At 64.6% G+C, this 21248-nt stretch carries 18 protein-coding genes; 4 read left to right on the forward strand and 14 right to left on the reverse strand.

The genetic code is table 11. The features are described from left to right. Positions 1 to 14: 14 nt before the first annotated feature. Positions 15 to 1658: a methyl-accepting chemotaxis protein gene (locus GJ700_RS01285; protein ID WP_154370834.1), complete on the reverse strand. Its 1644-nt coding sequence runs from the start codon at positions 1656 to 1658 to the stop codon at positions 15 to 17. A gap of 206 nt (positions 1659 to 1864) precedes the next feature. Here GJ700_RS01285 and GJ700_RS01290 point away from each other — a divergent pair, with 206 nt between their 5' ends. Then, a complete protein-coding gene (locus GJ700_RS01290) occupies positions 1865 to 2182 on the forward strand; it encodes a hypothetical protein (RefSeq protein ID WP_154370835.1) in 318 nt (105 codons plus the stop codon). Positions 2183 to 2184: 2 nt separating this feature from the next. Continuing rightward, entirely contained in the window at positions 2185 to 3114 is a 930-nt protein-coding gene (locus tag GJ700_RS01295; RefSeq protein ID WP_154370836.1) for a CHAD domain-containing protein, read from the forward strand. 55 nt (positions 3115 to 3169) lie between these two features. Here the strand turns inward: GJ700_RS01295 and GJ700_RS01300 are convergent, their stop codons facing one another. The 5 genes from GJ700_RS01300 to GJ700_RS01320 all read right to left on the reverse strand — a co-directional run bounded on the left by GJ700_RS01300 (position 3170) and on the right by GJ700_RS01320 (position 9882). After that, positions 3170 to 5755 carry a bifunctional aconitate hydratase 2/2-methylisocitrate dehydratase gene (locus GJ700_RS01300; RefSeq protein WP_154370837.1) on the reverse strand — a complete coding sequence of 862 codons (2586 nt, stop codon included), beginning with the start codon at positions 5753 to 5755 and terminating at the stop codon, positions 3170 to 3172. Positions 5756 to 5897: 142 nt separating this feature from the next. Beyond that, a complete protein-coding gene (locus GJ700_RS01305) occupies positions 5898 to 6644 on the reverse strand; it encodes a sulfite exporter TauE/SafE family protein (RefSeq protein ID WP_154370838.1) in 747 nt (248 codons plus the stop codon). 105 nt (positions 6645 to 6749) lie between these two features. Further along, a complete protein-coding gene (locus GJ700_RS01310; RefSeq protein ID WP_154370839.1) occupies positions 6750 to 7388 on the reverse strand; it encodes a nitroreductase family protein in 639 nt (212 codons plus the stop codon). Further along, on the reverse strand, positions 7349 to 8350 hold the full coding sequence (locus GJ700_RS01315) for a ribose-phosphate diphosphokinase (RefSeq protein WP_154370840.1): 1002 nt from the start codon (positions 8348 to 8350) through the stop codon (positions 7349 to 7351). The genes GJ700_RS01310 and GJ700_RS01315 overlap by 40 nt, the downstream gene beginning before the upstream one ends. Continuing rightward, the gene (locus GJ700_RS01320) at positions 8347 to 9882 is read right to left on the reverse strand and encodes a thymidine phosphorylase family protein (protein ID WP_154370841.1); all 1536 of its coding nucleotides are present in this window, start codon (positions 9880 to 9882) and stop codon (positions 8347 to 8349) included. Before GJ700_RS01320 ends, GJ700_RS01315 begins: the two co-directional genes overlap by 4 nt. A 375-nt stretch (positions 9883 to 10257) precedes the next feature. Here GJ700_RS01320 and GJ700_RS01325 point away from each other — a divergent pair, with 375 nt between their 5' ends. Next, on the forward strand, positions 10258 to 11100 hold the full coding sequence (locus tag GJ700_RS01325; RefSeq protein WP_154370842.1) for a universal stress protein: 843 nt from the start codon (positions 10258 to 10260) through the stop codon (positions 11098 to 11100). Between the two features lie 21 nt (positions 11101 to 11121). On the opposite strand, the gene GJ700_RS01330 is transcribed toward GJ700_RS01325, so the two are convergent. From GJ700_RS01330 to GJ700_RS01345, 4 genes are all read right to left on the reverse strand, one after another. Then, on the reverse strand, positions 11122 to 11868 hold the full coding sequence (locus GJ700_RS01330; protein WP_154370843.1) for a potassium channel family protein: 747 nt from the start codon (positions 11866 to 11868) through the stop codon (positions 11122 to 11124). A gap of 187 nt (positions 11869 to 12055) precedes the next feature. Continuing rightward, positions 12056 to 12832 carry a DeoR/GlpR family DNA-binding transcription regulator gene (locus GJ700_RS01335; RefSeq protein WP_154370844.1) on the reverse strand — a complete coding sequence of 259 codons (777 nt, stop codon included), beginning with the start codon at positions 12830 to 12832 and terminating at the stop codon, positions 12056 to 12058. Beyond that, positions 12829 to 13317 (reverse strand): heme-degrading domain-containing protein, encoded by a 489-nt coding sequence (locus tag GJ700_RS01340; protein ID WP_154370845.1) that lies wholly within the window; start codon positions 13315 to 13317, stop codon positions 12829 to 12831. The genes GJ700_RS01335 and GJ700_RS01340 overlap by 4 nt, the downstream gene beginning before the upstream one ends. A 9-nt stretch (positions 13318 to 13326) precedes the next feature. Continuing rightward, positions 13327 to 14373, reverse strand: coding sequence for an oxidoreductase (locus GJ700_RS01345; protein WP_154370846.1), 1047 nt, complete (start codon positions 14371 to 14373; stop codon positions 13327 to 13329). Positions 14374 to 14488: 115 nt separating this feature from the next. On the opposite strand from GJ700_RS01345, the gene GJ700_RS01350 reads away from it, so the two are divergent. Further along, positions 14489 to 15382: a type 1 glutamine amidotransferase domain-containing protein gene (locus GJ700_RS01350; protein ID WP_154370847.1), complete on the forward strand. Its 894-nt coding sequence runs from the start codon at positions 14489 to 14491 to the stop codon at positions 15380 to 15382. Positions 15383 to 15417: 35 nt separating this feature from the next. Here the strand turns inward: GJ700_RS01350 and GJ700_RS01355 are convergent, their stop codons facing one another. The 4 genes from GJ700_RS01355 to GJ700_RS01370 form a co-directional block, all read right to left on the reverse strand. Continuing rightward, on the reverse strand, positions 15418 to 16011 hold the full coding sequence (locus tag GJ700_RS01355) for an NF038129 family PEP-CTERM protein (protein WP_154370848.1): 594 nt from the start codon (positions 16009 to 16011) through the stop codon (positions 15418 to 15420). Between the two features lie 10 nt (positions 16012 to 16021). Beyond that, positions 16022 to 19078 (reverse strand): putative Ig domain-containing protein, encoded by a 3057-nt coding sequence (locus tag GJ700_RS01360; RefSeq protein ID WP_154370849.1) that lies wholly within the window; start codon positions 19076 to 19078, stop codon positions 16022 to 16024. A 191-nt stretch (positions 19079 to 19269) separates the two neighbouring features. Next, positions 19270 to 19734: a cache domain-containing protein gene (locus tag GJ700_RS01365; RefSeq protein ID WP_154370850.1), complete on the reverse strand. Its 465-nt coding sequence runs from the start codon at positions 19732 to 19734 to the stop codon at positions 19270 to 19272. Positions 19735 to 19856: 122 nt separating this feature from the next. Continuing rightward, on the reverse strand, positions 19857 to 21233 hold the full coding sequence (locus GJ700_RS01370) for an MFS transporter (RefSeq protein ID WP_371867781.1): 1377 nt from the start codon (positions 21231 to 21233) through the stop codon (positions 19857 to 19859). Positions 21234 to 21248: the final 15 nt, after the last annotated feature.

Genomic DNA, 21248 nt, shown 5'->3' on the forward strand with positions numbered 1-21248 from the left:
CAGCGGCCGGGGTGCTACTTGCCCTTCCCTCCCAGATGGAAGTATGCAATCGCCGCCTGCAATTCCTCGGCGCGTGAACTCATTTCCTCCGCGGTGGCCGCCAATTGTTCGGCGCCCGCCGCGTTGTGCTGCGTGGTCTGGCTCAACTGGCCGATGGCGGCATTGATCTGCTCCAGGCCCATGTTCTGCTCTTCCGACGCCGCCGTGATTTCCTGCACCAGCTCCGACGTGCGCTTGATGTTCGGCACCATTTCATCGAGCAGCTTGCCGGCCCGCTCCGCCAGTTCCACGCTGTTGCCCGCCACTTCGCCGATTTCCGCCGCCGCCACCTGGCTGCGCTCGGCCAGCTTGCGCACTTCGGCCGCCACCACGGCAAAGCCTTTGCCATGCTCGCCGGCCCGCGCCGCTTCAATCGCGGCATTCAGCGCCAGCAAATTGGTTTGATAGGCGATGTCGTCGATGATCAGGATTTTCTTGGCGATTTGCCGCATGGCTTCCGTGGTGGAGCGCACGGCCTGGCCGCCCTCGCCCGCTTCGCTGGCGGCGCGCGAGGCAATGGCGTCCGTGACCTTGGCGTTTTCCGTGTTTTGCGACACGGATGCCGACATTTCCTCGACGGATGCGCTGGTCTCTTCCACGCTGGCGGCCTGCTGGTTGGTGGCCTGCGACAGCGATTGAGACGTCGAATTGATTTCTTCCGACGCCTGCGCCAGCGCCTGTGCACCGGACGCGACTTCCTGCACCACGGACGCCAGCTTGTCGGCCATCTGCTTCATCGCATGCAGCAGGCTGCCCTGGTCGCCATGGCGCAGCGCCAGTTCCACGCCCAGGTTGCCGTCGGCGATCTCGCGCACGACGCCGGCCGCATATTCCGGTTCGCCGCCCAGCTGGCGCATCAGGCTGCGGTACAGCCAATACATCGCCAGTGCCGACGCCGCCACGGAAAACGCCAGCAATCCCAGGGTCGTGCGATACGCGGCGCTGGCCGCCGCTTCCGCTTCCTGCACGGCCTTGCCGGTGCGTTCATCCAGCATTTGCAGGAATTCGTTCACCGGCTTCATGATCTTGGCCTTGTTGCGATGATAGGTGGCGTCGTGCGTCAGCTTGCGCGCCATGTCCGCATCCGGCGCGCCTTTTTTCGTGTAGCCGCCCTGTCCGTCTTCGTACAAGCCCTTGACGGCATTCATGGCGATGGTTTCCGCCTTGACCAGGCCGTCGGACTGCGCCTGCGCTTCCTGCAGCTTGGCCAGTTCCTGCTGCGTAAAGCCCGCTTCCTTCATCAAGTCCAGCAGCGGCACGGACTTGCCGGAGCCTGGCGGCGCCGACTCGCCGGCGGCAATGAAATCCCAGTAAATCCGCTCATAGTTTTGCGGCCGGGGCTTTTTGCCCGAGCGGATATCGAGGATGTCGAAATACTGGCGTTCGTAAGCGGTATCGCCCGTCACGACAAAAGTGCGGGCCAGCCGTGTCAGGTCGTCCGAGCTTTGGCGCAACTCATCGGCCAGCAGGTAGGACTGGTAGCGCGATGCATGCGCCGCGCTGACTTTCGATTGCGCGCTGGTGATCTGCAACAGTCCCCAGTAAGTGAGTCCGGCCAGCGCCGCCACCAGCACGACAAACAGGCATATGGTTTGCTTCAGCGATAACGAACGATGCATCGACGCCTCCAGGTCTGGTGGGTGGGGCCAGTAACGCACTGGCCATTTCCGATGGAAACACTATCGGAAAGCTAGCCAGTCTCACAAGCTGATCTTCGGTAGCTGTAGTCATTTCACGACATCCCTATGCCGGGCAAGCGCGCATCGGCCTGTCGATAATTATGCTAGAGTGACAATCTTTGTTAGCGCTATATCTTAGAAAAGTAATGCGAGAACATGCCAGCGATGCAGACCGGTTTGGCGTGCCGGCGGAAAACATCCAAGCTGCCGAACGCCGCAACACGGATTACAAGCCCCAGCGTACACCGATTAACCTCCGCGTACCCACACGGAAAGAAGTACGCCAGCTTCCCCGCGATGAACTCGCGCCGCTGCTGATCGGCTGGATGGAGCACAGCCCGATTGAAATCGTGCCCAGCCGGGGACAAATCCAGCTGGTCATCGAAGTGCTGCAGCAAAGGCCGGATGTGGCCGACGTGGCCCCGCTGATCAACATGTGCAGGAATTACAGTTCCGATTCCTAGCGATGGAAACCGAACGCACACTGCCCGTCCCGGCGCCGACAGCAGTCAAAGCCCATCCTGTTGCCCTGCACGCCAGGGCCACGCTGGAAGACGCCTTCCAGTGCATCCTGCAAAATTGCCAAGCCCACATGGAAGCCAACGTTGCCGGTGTTTTCGCCCAGGATGCCGAATGCCTGCACCAGATGCGGGTGGGCCTGCGGCGGCTGCGCGCCGCACTGGGCCTGTTCAAGAACCAGGTGCAGCTTCCCGCCGGCGTGCAGAAAGACCTGGACTGGCTGGCGGCCCTGCTGGGCAAGGCGCGGGACTGGGATGTGTTCATCGGGTCCACGCTGGGACGAGTGGGCGGCGCCGGCTGGAACGAAGGCAGGACGGCCTTGCGCGATAGCGCCAGTCCCCATGCCGCCGCCGCGCACAAGGCGGTGCAGCGTGCGCTGCATGCGCAACGCTACGCGCGGCTGATGGCCAGCCTGTCGCGCTGGATCGCTGACCGGCAATGGCGCCAGCCGCACGACGGCGTACAGCCAGGCAAGCTCGACCGCAACGTGCGCCAGGGCATGCGCCCCTTGCTGGAGAAGGCGCAACGGCGTTTGCATAAAAAGCTGCGCCAGGCCGATCAAACGGATGCGGCAAGCTTGCACCAGGTCCGCATCGCCGCCAAGAAGTCCCGCTATGCGATGGAATTCTTCCAGCCGCTGCTGCCCGCCAAACGGGTGAAAAAACAGGTGCGGCGGCTGACCGCCCTGCAGGATGTGCTGGGCAGCCTGAACGACCTGGCGATTGCCGGCGAATTGCTGGCGCAACTGGACCTCGATGCGGCGGCGCCGCAACAGCAGTCGGCGTTTGCCCAGGGGTACCTGGCGTCGGTGGCGGACGCGAAAATGCAGGCGCTGCGCAAGCCCTTGCGGCGGGCCCGGTCGGTCCCGCTCATTTGAACAGGCCGAAAAAAAGGGCTTCACGAGGAAGCCCTTTTCATTACAACGGTAAAACTCAGACTTGCACGGAGTCCGCCACGCTACGGAATTCTTCGATCTGGTCGAAGTTCATGTAGCGGTAGATGTCGGCGGCGTTCTTGTCGATCACGCCGATGTTCGACATGTACTCTTCCTTGGTCGGAATGCGGCCCAGCGCCGAGCACACGGCGGCCAGTTCGGCCGACCCCAGGTACACGTTGGTTTCCAGGCCCAGGCGGTTCGGGAAGTTACGGGTCGACGTCGACATCACGGTGGCGCCCTTGCGGATTTGCGCCTGGTTACCCATGCACAGCGAGCAGCCCGGCATTTCCATGCGCGCGCCGGTGCGGCCCAGGGTGCCATAGTGACCTTCGGACGTCAGCACTTGCTGGTCCATCTTGGTTGGCGGCGCAACCCACAGGCGGACCGGAATGTCGGACTTGCCTTCCAGGACCTTGGCGGCGGCACGGAAGTGGCCGATGTTGGTCATGCAGGAACCGACGAACACGTCGTCGATCTGGGCGCCAGCCACTTCGGCCAGCGTTTTCACGTCGTCCGGGTCGTTCGGGCATGCCACGATAGGCTCGTGGATGTCGGCCAGGTCGATCTCGATCACGGCAGCGTATTCCGCATCGGCGTCCGGCGCCAGCAGTTGCGGGTTGGCCAGCCAGGCTTCCATCGACTTGATGCGGCGTTCCAGCGTGCGCTTGTCCTGGTAATGGTTGGCGATCATCCACTTCATCAGCGTGATGTTCGACGTCATGTATTCGATGATCGGCGCCTTGTCCAGGTGCACGGTGCAACCGGCGGCGGAGCGCTCGGCCGATGCGTCGGACAGTTCGAATGCCTGCTCGACTTTCAGGTCCGGCAAGCCTTCGATTTCCAGGATGCGGCCGGAGAAGATGTTCTTCTTGCCTTTCTTGTCCACGGTCAGCAGGCCCTGGCGGATCGCGTACAGCGGAATCGCGTTGACCAGGTCACGCAGGGTCACGCCAGGCTGCATCTTGCCTTTGAAGCGCACCAGCACGGATTCAGGCATGTCCAGCGGCATCACGCCGGTGGCGGCGGCGAAGGCCACCAGGCCGGAACCCGCCGGGAACGAAATACCGATCGGGAAGCGGGTGTGCGAGTCGCCGCCGGTGCCGACGGTGTCCGGCATCAGCAGGCGGTTCAGCCACGAGTGGATCACGCCGTCGCCCGGACGCAGGGCCACGCCGCCACGGTTTTCAATGAAGGCTGGCAGTTCGCGGTGGGTTTTCACGTCCACGATTTTCGGGTACGCGGCGGTGTGGCAGAACGATTGCATCACCAGGTCGGCCGAGAAGCCCAGGCAAGCCAGGTCTTTCAGCTCGTCGCGGGTCATCGGGCCGGTGGTGTCCTGGGAACCGACGGTGGTCATCTTTGGTTCGCAGTACGTGCCTGGGCGGATGCCCTGGCCTTCCGGCAGGCCGCAGGCGCGGCCAACCATTTTCTGCGCCAGCGAGAAGCCGCGGCCGGTGTCGGCCGGGTTTTGCGGCAGGCGGAACAGCGTCGATGGGGCCAGGCCCAGCGATTCACGCGCCTTGGCGGTCAGGCCGCGGCCGATGATCAGTGGAATACGGCCGCCGGCGCGCACTTCGTCGAACAGCACGTCGGATTTGACTTTGAACTCGGCGATCACGACGCCGTTTTTCAGCGCTTTGCCTTCGAACGGGCGCAGCTCGATCACGTCGCCCATGTCCATTTGCGACACGTCCAGCTCGATCGGCAGTGCACCGGCATCTTCCATCGTGTTGTAGAAGATCGGAGCGATCTTGTTGCCCAGGCAGACGCCGCCGAAACGCTTGTTCGGAATGAATGGAATGTCTTCGCCGGTGAACCACAGCACCGAGTTGGTGGCGGATTTACGGGAAGAGCCGGTGCCGACCACGTCGCCGACGTAGGCCACCAGGTTGCCCTTGGCTTTCAGCGCTTCGATCTGCTTGATCGGGCCGATTTTGCCGGGTTCGTCAGGGTTGATGCCTGGACGGGCGTTTTTCAGCATCGCCAGCGCGTGCATCGGGATGTCCGGACGGGTGGTCGCGTCAGGCGCCGGCGACAGGTCGTCGGTGTTGGTTTCGCCGGAGACCTTGAACACGGTCAGGGTCAGGCTTTGCGGCACTTCCGGACGGGACGTGAACCACTCGGCGTCGGCCCACGATTGCAGCACGGCCTTGGCGCGTGCATTGCCCTTGTCGGCCAGTTCTTTCACATCGTGGAAGTAATCGAACATCAACAGGGTCTTTTTCAGGCCTTCTGCGGCCACGTCGCCCACGACGTCATCACCCAGCAAGTCGATCATCGGCTTGATGTTGAAGCCACCCAGCATGGTGCCCAGCAGGCGGGTCGCCAGTTCGCGCGATACCAGCGGGGACGTTTCCGTACCGTTGGCAACGGCGGTCAGGAACGCGCTCTTGACTTTGGCGGCGTCATCGACACCGGCCGGAACGCGGTTGGTGATCAGGTCAACCAGGAAGGCTTCTTCGCCGGCTGGTGGATTTTTCAGCAATTCGACCAGATCCGTGGTCTGGGCTGCGGACAGCGGCAGCGCAGGAATGCCGAGGGACGCGCGTTCGGCGACGTGGGTGCGGTAGGCAGCTAACATGGGAAGCTCTTTCTGTAATGTCAAAAAGTTGTTGAACCAATAACCGATCTATCTGTTATCTACTGTTCTTCGCGGTATTGTACATCAACAAGTCTTCTATAAGACATAAGATAAGAAACTTATCTGTCGCATTCCGTTCACGTCACGAAAAATAGCGCAACAGCAGGAACACACCGGACACCAGCACCACCACGTTCACCACCCTGATGAATTGCTCGCGGGTGAGCTTCAGTGTGATGCGCCGGCCGACAAAGACGCCGCACAGCATGGCCGTCGCCAGCATGGCGGCCAGCAACAGCAAGCCGGTATTGGCATACACGCCGGCCGCGACAAAGAACACCAATCGGGTCAAGGTACTCATCCCGATCAGCGTGCTTTGCGTGATGCGGACGCGGTTTTTATCATCGATGCGGCCGGTCAGGTAAATCGAATACAAGAAACCGCCGCTGCCGAACAAGGCGCTGAACATGCCGCCGACCAGGCCGAATGGTATCGCGGCGCCCGCGCTGAAGCGGGTATCCGGCTTGAGGCCACTGAGCGAATACAGCGCATAGGCAATGACGAAGATGCCCAGCATCAGCATCAGGATATCGGGCCGCGTGTACAGCAGCACCGCCGCGCCAACCGCGCTGCCGGCCATCATCAGCGGCACCAGCCGCTTCAGTTCAGCCACTTCCGCATGGCGGCCATCGCGCGCCAGGTTGGTGGCGGCCGCGAAAAAGTCCAGCAGCGCCAGCAGCGGCACGATGTGCGCCACCGGGACGAATTGCGCCAGGATGGGACTGGCCACCAGCGCCGTGCCGAAACCGGCAATGGAGAAAATCACGTAAGCGCTTGCCACCGCGCACCAGACAATGGCAAATTCGGAATAAGACAGGTCAGCCGGCATGGTCTTTGCGGAAATGGATTATAGGGGGTCACAAGTGGCCCACTATAATGCATTAAAGACAAGTCGGCGCCCTACGGCGACTTCACGTGGCCGGGTACGGCAGTCTCACATCCACGGATCGCGTGGCGCCGCATCCCTCGGCATGCCGACCGGCTGCAGCAGCAATACGCATTCCCCTCCGCCCAGTTTCATCGCCTTCGCCAGCGCGGCGCGGTCCGGTGGCACCTGCATGTACGTGGCCAGGTCTTCGGCAGTGCAGAACAGGCTGACGTTTTGCGCCATGAACCCGGCGTCGAGCGCGGCCTGCCACTGCCGGTCCTGCGCCGGCACGCCCGCCATGCGCGCCGGGTCCGCCACGTAAATCAATTCCAGCGGCGCCACCGGCGCGCCATCGCCGCCGCAGCTGCGCAAGTCTTCCTCGCTGCACCTGGCCAGCACCATCCGGGTGGCGTCGAAGCGGTACAGGCCGCCGGCCATGGCGACGTACAGGTCGATCGCCACACCGCCACAGATAGAGGACGCGGTGCGCAACTGGGCGCCGTCGCGGTTGCAGCCGCATGCGGCCCACAACAGCCGCGATAAACGGTATTGCGGCAACGGGTCGGGTGCAATTTGCCGCTGCGAGTGGCGCTGCCGCAGGATATTGTGCAGGGCGATGCCCTGCGCGCTGAAGTCGGCATCCAGTGCGAATGCCTGCAGGCCGATCAGCGGCACGTCGGCCGGTGCTGGTTGTCTGTTTTCCATGGTTTCTGCTCCTCTGGCGGGTTCATGCCGGGATTGTCGGGGTTGTCAGGCAAAGCCGGGTACAGCTGGCGGGCCGCGTCGGCCAGCGCCGGCAAGACATCGATGCGGTTGGTGGCGTGTGGCACGGTGTTGCAACTGACGATGCCGGCCGGGCCCGCGGCGCGCAGCACGTCCAGCGCATCGCCGCCAAACAGCGCGTGCACCACCACGCAGACGGGCGGCGGCAACGCCGCCTCCCGCAGCAGCGAGACAGCCGCCGCCAGCGTGCGGCCGCTGGAAGCGATGTCATCCAGCAGCACCGGCGTGCAACCGGCCGCCGCGCCAAGTCCCTGCTGGTCGGCCGCCACGGCCACGTCGCGGTCGCCACGGCGCTCCTTGTGCAGCACGATGTACGGGCAATGCGCAAGGCGCGCCACCTGTTCGACCCATTGCGCGCTTTCCTGGTCGGGACCGACCAGCACGGGCCGCGCCACGTTGGCTGCCACCCATTGCGCAATGGCCGGCGCCGACTGCACCGCCCACGCCGGAATGCCATAGGGCTGCGACAGGCTGGTATAGCGGTGCAGGTGCGGGTCGATGGTCACCAGCCAGTCGGCGCAGCCGGACAACAGCCGTCCGACGTGGCGCGCGGTGATCCCCTCGCCGGCGGCAAAGCGGGCGTCCTGGCGCATGTATGGCAGGTAAGGCAGCACCAGGCCGACATTGCCCGCGCCCAGTTCCCGCGCCACGCAGGCGGCCAGGTACAACGCAAACAGCCGGCTGTCGGGCAAGTCGCCACTGGCGCCGGCCAGCGCCGCCACCAGCACCACATTGCGCCCGTTGAGGTCGGTGTCGAAACGCGGGCAGCATTCGCCATCGGGGAAGCGGTGCAGCGTCAGGTTGCCGATATTGCACGGCCACGCCGCCGCCAGCCCGGCCATCCAGTCCTGCGCGCCGGGCAGCGCGAACAGCAGGGGTTTCATGGCGTCTCCACGATGGTGAACAAATTATCCTGGCTCTGCGCGTACGTCATGGCGTACGCCAGTTCTCCGGGCGATTCCGCGTGCAGCGTCAGCAGCGGTTGTCCCACGTCGACCTGCGTGCCCAGCGGCGCGTGGAACACCAGTCCCGCGGCGGGCGCCTTCGGCGCCCCGGCCAGCTTGGCTGCGCGCGCCAGGGCGCGGTTATCGACCGCCGCGACCAGGCCCGCGTGCGCCGCATGCAGCGTCCGCGTGTAACGGGCGCGCGGCGGCGTGCGCAGTCCGCCCTGGGCGTCGCAAATGCCCTGGAACTTGCGCCATGCGGCGCCATTGGCCAGCGCGCCGGACGCCATGGCTAGGCCGCCGCCCGGATGCACCTTGCCGCCGAGTTCCAGCAGGTAGCCCGCCAGCATCAGCGCGCGCTTGCGCAAGTCGTCCGGCGCGTCCGCCTGGTTTTGCAGCACGGCCAGCGCATCGTATGCCTCCAGCGCCGGTCCGATGCCGCGGCCGACCGGTTGCTCGCCGCACGTCATTTCGATGCTGACGGTAATGCCCAACTGGCGGCCGACATCGGTCAGCCGCTGCCCCAGCCGCCCCGCCGCCTCCGGCGAGCGGACCTTGGCCGTGCGGCCCACCGGGATATCGATCAGCACGTGGGTGGAACCCGCCGCGACTTTCTTGGACAGGATCGACGCCACCAGCAAGCCATCGCTGTCGAGGCCCAGCGGGCGTTCCACCCGGATCAGCAAGTCGTCCACCGGGCTCAGTTGCACCGCGCCGCCCCACGTGATGCAGCCACCTTCGCGTTCGACCACGCGCCGCATCGCGGACAACTCGAGCGCCACCGGCGCCAGCGTTTCCATCACGTCGGCGGTGCCGGCCGGCGACGTGATGGCGCGCGACGAGGTTTTCGGGATCAGCAAGCCGCAGGCCGCCACGATCGGCACTACCAACAAGGTGGTGCGGTTACCCGGCAGGCCGCCGACGCAATGCTTGTCCGCCACCAGCGGCGCATCCCAACGCAGGCGCTGTCCCGCGGCGATCATGGCGGCCGTCAGCGCATGGGTTTCCGCCACGTCCAGCCGGTTGCCGGAACAGGCGGTGATCATGGCGGCCAATTCGATGTCCGAGTAGCGGCCCGCGGCGACATCGGCCACGATGGCGGCCGCGGCGTCGCGGCTAAGCGGCCGGCCGAAGATCTTGGACTGGATGGCGCCAAACGACTGCAGCGGCGGCGCATGCACCGCCGCCACCGCGTCGCCACCCGCGCCGCCCAGCGCACGCCAGGCCGCTTCGGACACGCCGATTTCATCCTCCTCCAGCAACGGTTCATGCACGACGTTGAGGATCGCCGTGAGGCCCGGACCAGGCTGGTCCAGGCGGCGGATTTCCAGCCGCGACTGCGCCTCGAAACCTTCCGACCGCACGATCGGTGCGTCGGCCCGCAGGTACACCACGTACTGCTGGTACGTATCGATGCCCAGCCGGCGCAAGCGCAGGCTGACCGGACTCACGACAGGCTCAGGCGCGTTCATGGCAGCTCCATTTCGCCGCCGTCGCCCGGCGTGCCGGCATGTCTGTCCGGATCAGTTTCATGGGAACTCCCTTGTGCGGATGCCAGGGCCGGCCGGAATGGCCGCCTGCCCCGCTAGCACACACGATACCGTCGCGGGCCATCCAAGTCAGGCAGCCCATTTGACCAAGATCAAATTTCAGTAACAAACAGCAGGAGGACCCGCCGTGTCAGTGTTTGCGCGCACAGTCAAGCGGTTGGCACAGCTTCTGACGCAGATTTGATCTGGATCATGGCGTCATTCCCGGGGCCTGACGACACTGTACCGGCAACCCGCGGCAGGCATCGGCCCTCCATGCCGCCGAACCGGTGCATTCACTGTTGATCGGAGTCCGACATGTCTTATAAAACCATTTTGCTGCACACCGATATGGCGCGCAGCGCACCAGTACGCACGCAGCTGGCTGCCACACTGGCGCGCCATCAACAGGCGCACCTGGTCTGCGCCGCGATGACCGGCGTATCGCGTTATGTCCAGAAGCCCGGGGGCCGGCCACCCCATACCGGATTCCCGGCCGACCTGATGGAAATTGCCGCGCGGCGCGCCCGGGAAGCACTGTGCGACGCCGCCGCCATGGTTGGCAAGCTCGACGTGCCGTCGCACGAGCAACGCCTGGTCGAGGACGATGCCTACGGCGGCCTGACGCTGCAGGCCCGTTATGCCGACCTGGTCGTGGTCAGCCAGGCCGACCGCGACGACCCGGCCACCGGTTCCCTGTTGCAGGACTTGCCGGAGCACGTGGTCCTGAACTGCTGCCGTCCGGTGCTGACCGTGCCTTGCGCCGGCCACTTTACCTCCATCGGCGGGCGCATCCTGGCAGCATGGGACGGCAGCCAGTCGGCCACGCGCGCCATCACCAATGCGCTGCCGCTGCTGCGGCAGGCGTCCAGCGTTACCGTTGCCGTGATTGACGCCGCCATCGGCGCCGACGAGCACGGCGAAGAGCCGGGCGCCGACATGGCCCAGTACCTGGCCCGCCACGGCGTCGCGGTCGACGTCGTGCGTGAAGCATCCGATGGCGACGTGGGAGAAGCGCTGCTGGCCATGGCGGACCGGCGGCACGCGGACTTGCTGGTCATGGGCGCCTTCGGCCATACCCGTTTCCGCGAAATGCTGCTGGGCGGCGCGACCCGCACGGTGCTCGGCGCCATGACGGTGCCGGTGCTGTTGTCTCACTGACCGGCGGCAGCCGCCGTGGGCTCAGGAATCGCGGCGCATGTCGGCGGCGGCGCCCCGCTGCGCCGCGATCTCCTTGCGCAACTCCGCGATCTGCTGCTGCAACAGGCGCATGTCGGTGTGCAGTTCGCGCCGGATCAGCCGTTCATCTTCGCCGATCAGCAGCGCGGCAATGCTGGCCGTGACCACCGACAGCAACGCGTAGCCCAGCAGCACGATAAACACGGCAAATACCTTGGACGCCGGCGTGGACGGCACGATGTCGCCGTACCCCACGGTGGCGCCGGTGGTAAACGCCAGCCACACGCCATCGGCAAAGCTGTGCACCTGGGGTTCCAGCCAGTAAAAGCCCGCGCCCGCAATCACCAGCATGGCCAGCGACACGCCGCACGTGGGCGCCAGCGAGCGGGCGCCCACGTGTCCCACGGCCAGGGACACCATGCGCAAGGAAATCGCCGCGCACACCAGCAGGCGCAGGAACCATTCGGCATCCGTCCAGGGCGGCGCCGACGGCCATATGCTGCCGGCGATGCCGGCCAGCAGGAATAAATCGATCCGGCGCCAGTGGACGGCATGCCGTACATGCCTGCGCGGCGCGGCCTTGAACAGATACAGGGACAGAAGCAGCGCGGCCATGCCGTACAGGGCCTGGCCGGCCCACCGCTGCGCGGGCGTCTGCGCATCCAGCATCAGGTAAAAACCGGGAATGGTCAGCAACAGCGCTACCGGCTGCAGCCATGGCCCCGCCTTGCCAATATTTGATGAAATCATTGCCTGCCCCCTTTTCAAACCACCATCACATCCTGGGCCAAGCGGTGTGGCGCAGCATCAATTGGATGCACTTTAGCAAGTATGAAAATTAATTTGATTGATCCAGGTCAAATTGCGATGATCTGAAAAACAAGGGAGCCCACGCATGCAACAACGTATTGTCATATTCGCGGGCGCCAGTGACCCACTACACCGCCGCCACTATCACCTGCACGCCGGCCGTGGCCAGCGCGTCGCCGACGGCGGAGGGCGGCGGCTGGTCCGTCACCAGCACGTCGATGGCGTCGAACGTGCACAGGCGGTGCATGAAAGCCTTGCTGAACTTGGAAGCGTCCGCCACCACGATCACCTGGGTGGCCTGGCGCATCATCGCCTGCTTGAGCGATGCCTCATCGTCGGACGGGCACGTCATGCCCAGCGGGTCGATGGCGCAGGCGCCGAGGATCAGCTTGTCGAACTGGAAGTGCGCCAGCGCCAGCCGGGTTTGCGCGCCTTCCAGGCTGCGCTGCCACGCATTGAAGCGGCCGCCCAGCACGTGCAATTCCACACCGTCCGCCTGGCCGAACGCCTCGGCCACGTCGATCGAATTGGTCACCACGCTGAGCGGTCTGGCCGTGGCTGCGCGGGCCGCTTCCTGCACCGTACTGGATGTGTCGAACAGCACGCGGTCGCCGTTGCGCAGCAGCGCGGCCGCCGCCGCGCCGATCGCCTGCTTGGCGGCGGAGGCGCCCAGCCGCTGGACGTACTGCTCCACCTGCCGCTCCTGCGGCGGCAGCACGGCGCCGCCGCGCACACGCAGCACGCGTCCGTCCGTATCCAGCCGCACCACGTCCCGGCGTGCCGTGTCGCGGGTCACGCCGAACAGCGTGCAAATGTCTTCGATGCCGATGCGGTAGTGCTGGCCCAGGTAATCGCAGATGGCGTCGAGCCGGGCGGACTGCGACAGTGTGCCGTCGCCGCTCACGGCCGCGCCTCCGCTTGCGCAAGGTAATCGCGCAGCACCGACGTCACCAGCGCATGGTCTTCCTGCTGCGGCAGGCCGGACACGGTCACGGTGCCGATCACGCCGGTGCCGCGCAGGGACAGCGGAAAGGCGCCGCCGTGCGCGGCGAAATCGGCCGGATCGGCGCCGCTGTCGGCCTCGAAGGTCTTGCCCTTGCTGCGGTATTGCGTGCCGACGTGCCAGGAACTGCGGCCATAGCGCTGCACCACGTTGTTCTTGCGGCGCACCCAGTTGGCATTGTCGGGCGTGGTGCCCGCCATCGCATGGTGGAACAGCTGGTGGCCGTTGCGCGTGATGTCGACCGTGACCGCCTTGCCCATTTCCCGCGCGCGCTCGACCAGTTTCAAGCCCAGCGCCAGCGCATCGTCATTGGAAAAAGCGGCGAACTGCAACGCTTGCTCTTCGCGCGCCAGCGCGGCCAGCATGCCATGGTAATCGTCCTGCATGCGCCCTCCTCAAGCGAAATCGATGGTGCGGCGCTCGTGGTGGCTGCGGTACGCGCATTCGATGACGCGCACCACGGCCACCGCGTCCTGCGCCGCCACGGGCGCCAGCGCCGGCTTGCCATCGGCGATGGCGGCGCGCACGCCACGGTAATACGCCTCGTAGCCGCCGGGGATGGTCTCCACGGTGCGGCTGGCGCCATCGGCGCCGGTGATGGTGGCGTAGTGGGCCGGGATGTCATGGCCCCAGCCCGCGTCACCCGGACGCGCGCCCTGCTTCAGCGCATCCTCCTGCGTGTCGACGCCATACTTGATAAAACTGCCCTGCGCGCCATGGACTTCATAGCGCGGACCGGGCGCGCGCACCAGCGCGCTGGCATGCAGCACGGCCTTGCGTTTGCCGTAATCCAGCACCAGCTCGAAGGCGTCTTCCACCTGCGCCCCTTCGCGCTGGATGGACAGGTGCGTGGTGACCGCCTGCGGCAAGCCGAACAGGCATAACACCTGGTCGATCAAATGCGAACCCAGGTCCCACAGCACGCCGGAACCCGGCTGCGCCGACTCTTTCCAGCGCGCCTTCACTTGCGGCGCATAGCGGTCGAAATGCGCGCGATACGTGTGGACCGGGCCCAGTTCGCCGGATTCCACCGCACGCCGCAACGTCAGGAAGTCGCCATCCCAGCGGCGGTTCTGGTAAACGCTGAGCAGCACACCCTTGTCCGCCGCCAGCGCCACCAGCTCGTCGCCTTCGGCAGACGACAGCACGAACGGCTTGTCCACCACCACGTGCTTGCCGGCCAGCAGCGCCGCCTTCGCCAGCGCGTAATGGCTGGCATTCGGCGTGCACACCACGACCAATTGAATGGCGGGATCGTCCAGCATGGCTTGCGGGGACTCGTCCAGCGAAACACCGGGATAGGCACGGCGGACTTCATCCGGATTGGCGCTGCGGCTGGCGATGCGGGCCAGTCGCAGGCCGGGCGTGGCGGCGATCATGGGAGCGTGGAAAATGGCGCCACCGAGGCCATAACCGATCAAACCTACGGCATATTGCTGCATGGAACATCCTTTATTATGCAAATCACGTACGAATTATAAGCGATTTGAATTACTTCGGAATTCCTGAGGAAACGCTCTACTTTCGTCTTGACGATTCGACTAGACTTGGCCGGCCATGCGAACCCTCAATATCCTGATCCCCCTGCCGAGTACCGACTTCGATCCCACCGAAGCCGCGCTGTCGTGGCAGATCCTGCGCGATGCCGGCCACGCCGTGCATTTCGCCACGCCGGACGGGCGGCGCGCCCATGCCGATCCGGTGATGATCAGCGGCCGGGGTCTCGACCCGTGGGGCTGGATACCGGGGCTGAACCAGTTGCGCCTGATCGGCCTGTTCCTGCGCGCCGACCGCTTCGGCCGCCAGGCGTACCACGCGATGGAACATGACGTCCATTTCCGGCATCCCAAACGCTATGACGAATTACGCGTCGGCGACTATGACGGGTTGCTGCTGCCCGGCGGTCATGCGCCGGGAATGAAGGCTTACCTGGAAAACCCGGTGCTGCAAGCTTTCGTCGCCGATTACTTCGACCACAAGGATGCGCAGGGACGGCATAAACCGGTTGCCGCCGTCTGCCACGGCGTTGTGCTGGCCGCGCGGTCGGTTTCCAAAGTAACGGGGAAGTCGGTCCTGCACGGGCGCAAGACCACGGCGCTGACGTGGAAGCTGGAAAAAAGCGCCTGGGACTTGACCCGGCTCTTCGCCCGCTTCTGGGACCCGGGCTATTACCGCACCTATGGCGAAGCCAAAGGCGAGCCGGCCGGCTACCGGAGCGTGGAACAGGAGATCAAGCGCGCGCTGGCCGGCGAAGCCGACTTCATCGATGTGCCGCGCGATGCGCCCCATCATTTCCGCAAGACCAGCGGACTGGTGCGCGACCGCCGCGGCGACGACCGCGCGGCCTGGGTGGTACGGGACAGAAATTATCTTTCCGCCCGCTGGCCGGGGGATGTGCACAGCTTTGCCACGCAGTTTGCCGGGATGCTGGAGCAGTATTACGCTCCGTGAACGCCACCCTGGCCCGACGCTGCAAAGGCGACCAATCAGCTACGGCGCCGGCGCGCAGTCCATGCCATGCCCAGGCCGGCCAGCAGCATCAGCGCAACCGTCGACGGCTCCGGCACCACCGTCACGTGGCTGAGGGCACTCTGGTTGGCCAGCAGGTAGACGGCGCCCGGGCCGGCGCCCGGTTGCAGCGATATCGTGCCGAGGTCGCCATCGCCCCCCAGATAGCCGGTATCGTCGAACAGCGCCCAGCCAAACGTGGTGCCGACGTCGCCCGCTTCCAGCGCGAAGCTGACATCGAACGACAACACCCCGCCCAGCGTGACCGCCTGGAACCAGTCGCTGCCGCCGTTGGCATTGCCAAACACCAGCGGGCCCGGCGCCGCCCCGGTCACGGCGCCGGTCGCGCTGGCGACGCCCGTCAGTGCGCCGGTCAGGTGCTCCACCGTCGCCGTGGCCGGCGCCGCGTCGGCCAGGCCCATGAAGTACAGGCCCAGGTAAGCTGGGCCGCTGCCCAGGGTGGCGGTATCGATACTGACGCTGTACAGGGGGCCGGCCCAGGCCTGGGACGCGCCGGACAGCAGGCAGACGGCCAGGATGGTCCGGGCCAGCAGGTATTGCAGGTAACGCATGGTGGTCTCCTTAATATTTAACGCTGATCAGCTTGCGGATATAGCTGATCGGTAATTTGGATGGATTGCTGAAGGTGGTGGTCAACGTCACCGTCTGTCCCGGCGCCAGGTCGGCCGACGGCAGCGTGATATAGGGCACGCCATCCTTCACGCCGCTGGCATTGTCCAGCGTGACGCCGGCAGGCAGCCCTTGCAGGTGGAAATGCAGGGGGCCGTCGATCTTCTTCTGCGTGGCGTTGGTGATGGTCACCGTGCCGCTGTATTTTTGCGTGAAGCGGTTCAGTGTCAAGCCCGATTGCAGCATCTTCACGCTGGCGCTGACATCGGCCGGCGCCAGCAAGTCATAGCGGGTGCCATGGAAGCGGAACTCGCCATACGACGAAATGCCGGGATAAGCCGGGTCGGTCGGCGGTCCCGCATGGTCGACCCGTACCAGGAAGTAGCGGAAACGCTCGCTTTCCAGCCCCGGCAGCACGGGAATCACTTCCATCTCGAAGTTGCGCACGCTGGTATCGGTGGTTTCCCGGCTGGTCAGCAGCGTCCAGTTGGCGTTGTCATTGGAGCCATAGACATTGATGCCCTGCGAACGGTTGGCGAACATGAAGCGCGCCTGGATGCCGAACGCGTTCACGGACACGCGGTAGTTTTCACCGAAGTCGAGCGTGACCGGCGCCCGCAAATCGCCCGAATAACTGTTGTAGTCGCCATCGACCAGGATGGGCGCGCGGTTGACGTCGAGTCCCACCGCCGTCACCATGTTCTTGCTCCAATCCAGGCTGCCGTCGGACGCCACCCGTGGATTCACCAGTTCCAGCTTCGCCACCACCGCCTGCACCGACTTCAGCAGGGCCGGGAACTCGGCATCCGTGACGGTGGCCACGGCTTGTTGCAACGGCGCCAGTTGCGCCTTGAACGCCGCCAGCGACGGCGTGGTGTAGATGGCGGACACGTCATATCCGCCCTGGGCGGCTTCGAACGCGGCCTGGCGCGACGACTGGACGCTCAGCTTCGCCGTCATGGTGTTGACGGAGACACCGTCGGTGGCGCTGATGACGACTTCATGCTCCCCGCCCTGCGCGGCGGTCGGCGTCCAGTTGAAGGCCCCGGTGGACGGATCCAGCGTGGCGCCTTCCGGCAGGCGGATCGCCTGGTAGAGGATGGTGTCGGCGGGATTCGCGTCGGTCGCGGTATAGGTCGCCTGGTAAGGCACGCCCTGCACGATGAATTCCGTCACCGGGAAGACCGGCATGGCAAATTTGGGCGGCGTCAACTGCGATTGCGCGGCCGGGTTCAGGAAGTCCACGTCCACCGTCGCCCCCTCCGGGCCGGTGAATTTGAAATAAATGATATTCGCGCCCAGCGGCCGGCCGTTGACGGCGGCGCTGGCCGTGTCGGGAACGAAGTAGCGCCACTGGCCGGCCGTATCCGGCACCGTCAGCACGCTCCACGGACTGGCGTCCTCGGTGGCGCTGGCGGCGAGTTTGGTCACGCCGCTGGTGCGCACCATCAAGCCCATCGGGGCGAACTTGCTGCGGTCCGGATAGCCCACGTCGTGGAACACCACGGTGGCGCCCGCCGGCGTGATCCTGGCGTGGCCATACGTGCGCTGCGCATCGGTCTCGGTGCTCCAGTCTCCGTTCAGGAAAATCGCCTTGCGTTCGGTTTCCAGCACGGTGCTGGTCACCGGCGGCGCCACGCCGGTCAGCGCCTGCGGCAACGTCAGAAACGCTTCCGCCCCCATGTCCTTGTTGTTCGGCGTCGCATTGCCCCACCGGGTCACGAAGTCATTCGCATGCGCATAGGCGGTCGCCAGGTAAGGCGCCACGGTGTCGACGTCGACGCCCTCTTCGTATTTGTAAACATTGTAGAGTTCGGGAATGCCGCCCACTTCGTACAGGCGGCCGCGATAGGCTTGCGACATGGTGGACGTGCCGCCGGTGGTGTCGGCCCAAGGCGCGTTGTAGCCCAGCATGAACTGGGCGTAGGCATTGGCGCCCATCAGCACCCGGTTGCCGCCGAACTTGTACACGCTCACGGCGTCGCCGGAAGTCGACGGGACGCCCGTGTAGGGATCGACCCTGGTGCCCTGCGCCGTCACCATGCGCAGCAGGCCCGTGAGGTTATCGACGTTGTCGCCGCCATGGGCCTGGTCGCGCGCCATTTCCTGGATCTGGTAGAACGGGTAGCCAACCTTGTTCAGCGGGTTGTCCGTTTCGATCAGCGGGATCAGTGGCAGGATGGCGCCATTGATGTCTTGCCGCGCCGAGCTGGCGTTGATGGTCATCCATTCGACGGTTTCATCGTAGCGCGCCTTGTTGTCGGTGAAGATCGCCCCCGCCATGCGGCCTACCAGCGAATACACGTGCTGGTTCATGAAGCGCTCCTTGCTGGCGAAGAAGGTGCGCTCCATCGGGTCGATCAGGTTGTCTTTCAGCTTCTGGGTGTCGGTCGCGGTCCATTCCAGCGGATAGGCGGTATACGTCGGGTCGCCCGGCGTATAGCGCATGATTTCAGCGGCCATCAGCATGCGGTACAGCGGCACGCCCGTATGGATATGCGCGTCGGGGTAATACGCGTAGCCGGCGGGATTCATGTTGCTCCACGTGCGCAGGATGCGCATGGCGTTGCGGCGGTATTCGTTGCGCCCCGTGACGTAATACAGGATGGCTTGCGTCAGCGCGCCCTGCGAATCGTTGATGATGCGGGTTTGCGCCGTGTTGCCGTTGAAGTTCGGCGTATTCGGCGTATCGACCTTGGTGGCGTCGCGGTTGGTCGGCTGCAGGTTGATGTTGGCGTAGTTGCAGCAGACCGTGCTCAGCGTGTCGTAGTAACTCTTGTAGGGCTGCACGTCGGCGCGCAATTGCTGGCGCGCGTAGTTGAGCTGGTCCAGCGTAAAGCCCAGCGCCGGGTGCTTCAGGCCCGTTGCGCCGACGGCCGCCTGCGCTGCGGGCGTGGCGACGAAATCGACGGCCTGGGCCGGCATTCCCGACAAGGTTAATAACGCCGTGGCGATGATGCGGGCGAGTCCCGCCCTCCGCCCGTACTGCGGATTGAATTGGATGTGCATGGAAGGTTGTCCTTATCGTTTTTGGATCAGGTCATTCATATCGATCACAATGTCTCCCCCATAGGGTTGTGTTATCGATATCAAGGACAACTATAACATGCAATTTCGACCACACCGCAGGAATTTGTTATCGATATCTAAAATTGTTGTGGATATGCTAAAAACGGAACGTGCCGCCCCAGCAGCGTTCCTTATTTCTGCGAATAGACGCCCACGCTCACCATATATTTTTCGCCTGCCCGGAGCACATACGCCGACTTGTGTTCCAGCGCCTTGGTCACGGGATTGGGCCAGACATAATCAACCCAGCCGGGCTTGCCCGACAGCGCGACATCCCGCATTTCCTGCGTGAACTTCTTGCCATTGGCATCCTTCAGCTCGAGCATGTCCTTGCCGTTCATTTTCGGACTGATGGGATGGCAAACCATTTTGCACTGGATGTCCTGCACGGCGACATACAGTTCGCCCTGGATAAATCCGCCTGTGGTGGAAGCAAAGTCCTTGCAGGCTTCATCGATACCTTTTTTCTGTATGTTGGCCACCGCCTTGTCGGCCAGCGCGACGGCGTCAGCCTTGCTGGCGTGCTGGGCATAGGCGGGCAACATGGCAGCCAGCATGTACGCGGCGGCCAGACGGTTGAGTGCGGATGGTTTCATGGCGGTCTCCTGTCGCATGGATTGGAATGTGCCGTGGCAGCCGGGTCCGCACCACCAGGCACGGCCTATTGTAATCCCGTGCACTTTATTTCCAACAGGCATTAAACCCCTGCGTCCCGGACTCAGTGCGCATTGATGCCGGCGGTGAGCACCGGCTTGCCGCCCTGCGGCTTGTTTCGGTCGGCAATCTGCTTGATCACCAGCGCCACTGACGCGGCAACGGAGGCGAAGGCGATCACCGTGAATACCTGGGAAAAACCCAGTTGCCGGCGCGCCAGTTCCGCCACCATGAACGAGCCGGCGATACCGCCAAAGCGGCCCACGCCCAGCATCCACGACACGCCAGTGGCGCGGCAATGCGTGGGATAGTAGGCCGCGGCCAGCGCCGGCAGCGACGATTGTGCCGTGTTCATCAACGTGCCGGCGCCAAACACCACCACCGTCAGCAAGCCGACATCGCCGGCCGCCTGGCCGACCGCATAGATGGCCACCGCCGTCAACGCGAAGCCGATCGCGATCACCCGGTTGGCGTCGTAGCGGTCCATCAGCCAGCCGGACAGCACGGCGCCGACTCCGCCCAGCGGGAACAGCGCGGCGATCAGCGTGGCGGTCTTGGGCGCCAGGCCCGCATCCTTGAACAATACCGGCATCCAGTTGATCAGGGAGTAGAAGATCACCAGCCCCATGAAATAAGCCATCCACAGCATGCACGTGCCGACCAGGAAGCGGGGCTGGAACAGCGTGGCGATACCGCGGCTGCCGTCATCATCGCCATGCTGGCGCTCCGCTTCTCCCATGGTGAAGGCGCCGGCATGGGCAGCGGACGCTGAAATGCGGACCAGCACGGCGCGGATGCGCTCCACGCCATAGCCCTTGGCCACCATGTGCCGCACCGATTCGGGCAGCGTGACATACATCAGCGCCAGCAACAGCAACGGCACCGTGCCACCAAGAACCAGCACGCTGCGCCAGCCCCACAGCGGGATCATCCAGGCCGCCAGGAAACCACCCAATGCCGCGCCCAGCGGGAAGCCGCAGAACATGGCGTTGGTCAGCGTGGCGCGCCGGCCATCGGGGCTGAATTCGCTGATCAGCGTGACCGCGTTCGGCATGGCCGAGCCCAGTCCCAGGCCGGTTATGAAGCGCAATACCGTCAATTGTTGAAGGTTGTCGGCCATGGCCGATGCGGCACAGGCGCCGCCGAATAGGCATACCGAAACCAGCAGCACCCCGCGGCGGCCGTAACGGTCCGCCAGCGGGCCGGATATCAGCGCGCCGCCAGCCAGGCCGAACAGTGCAGCACTGAGCACGGACGCCAATTCCGGCTTGGCGATGCCCCATTCCTTCATCAGCGATGGCGCAATGTAACCGATTGCCGCGGTATCAAAGCCATCGAGCAGCACAATAAAAAAGCACAGGGCGAATACCAGCCACTGGTAGCGCGAAAAGCGCTCACGGTTGATGAAATTCTGAACATCAAGGGATTGGGTTTGCATCACTGTCTCCAAAATCAT

The sequence above is a fragment of the Pseudoduganella rivuli genome, from assembly GCF_009674485.1.
Classification (GTDB): domain Bacteria; phylum Pseudomonadota; class Gammaproteobacteria; order Burkholderiales; family Burkholderiaceae_D; genus Rugamonas; species Rugamonas rivuli_B.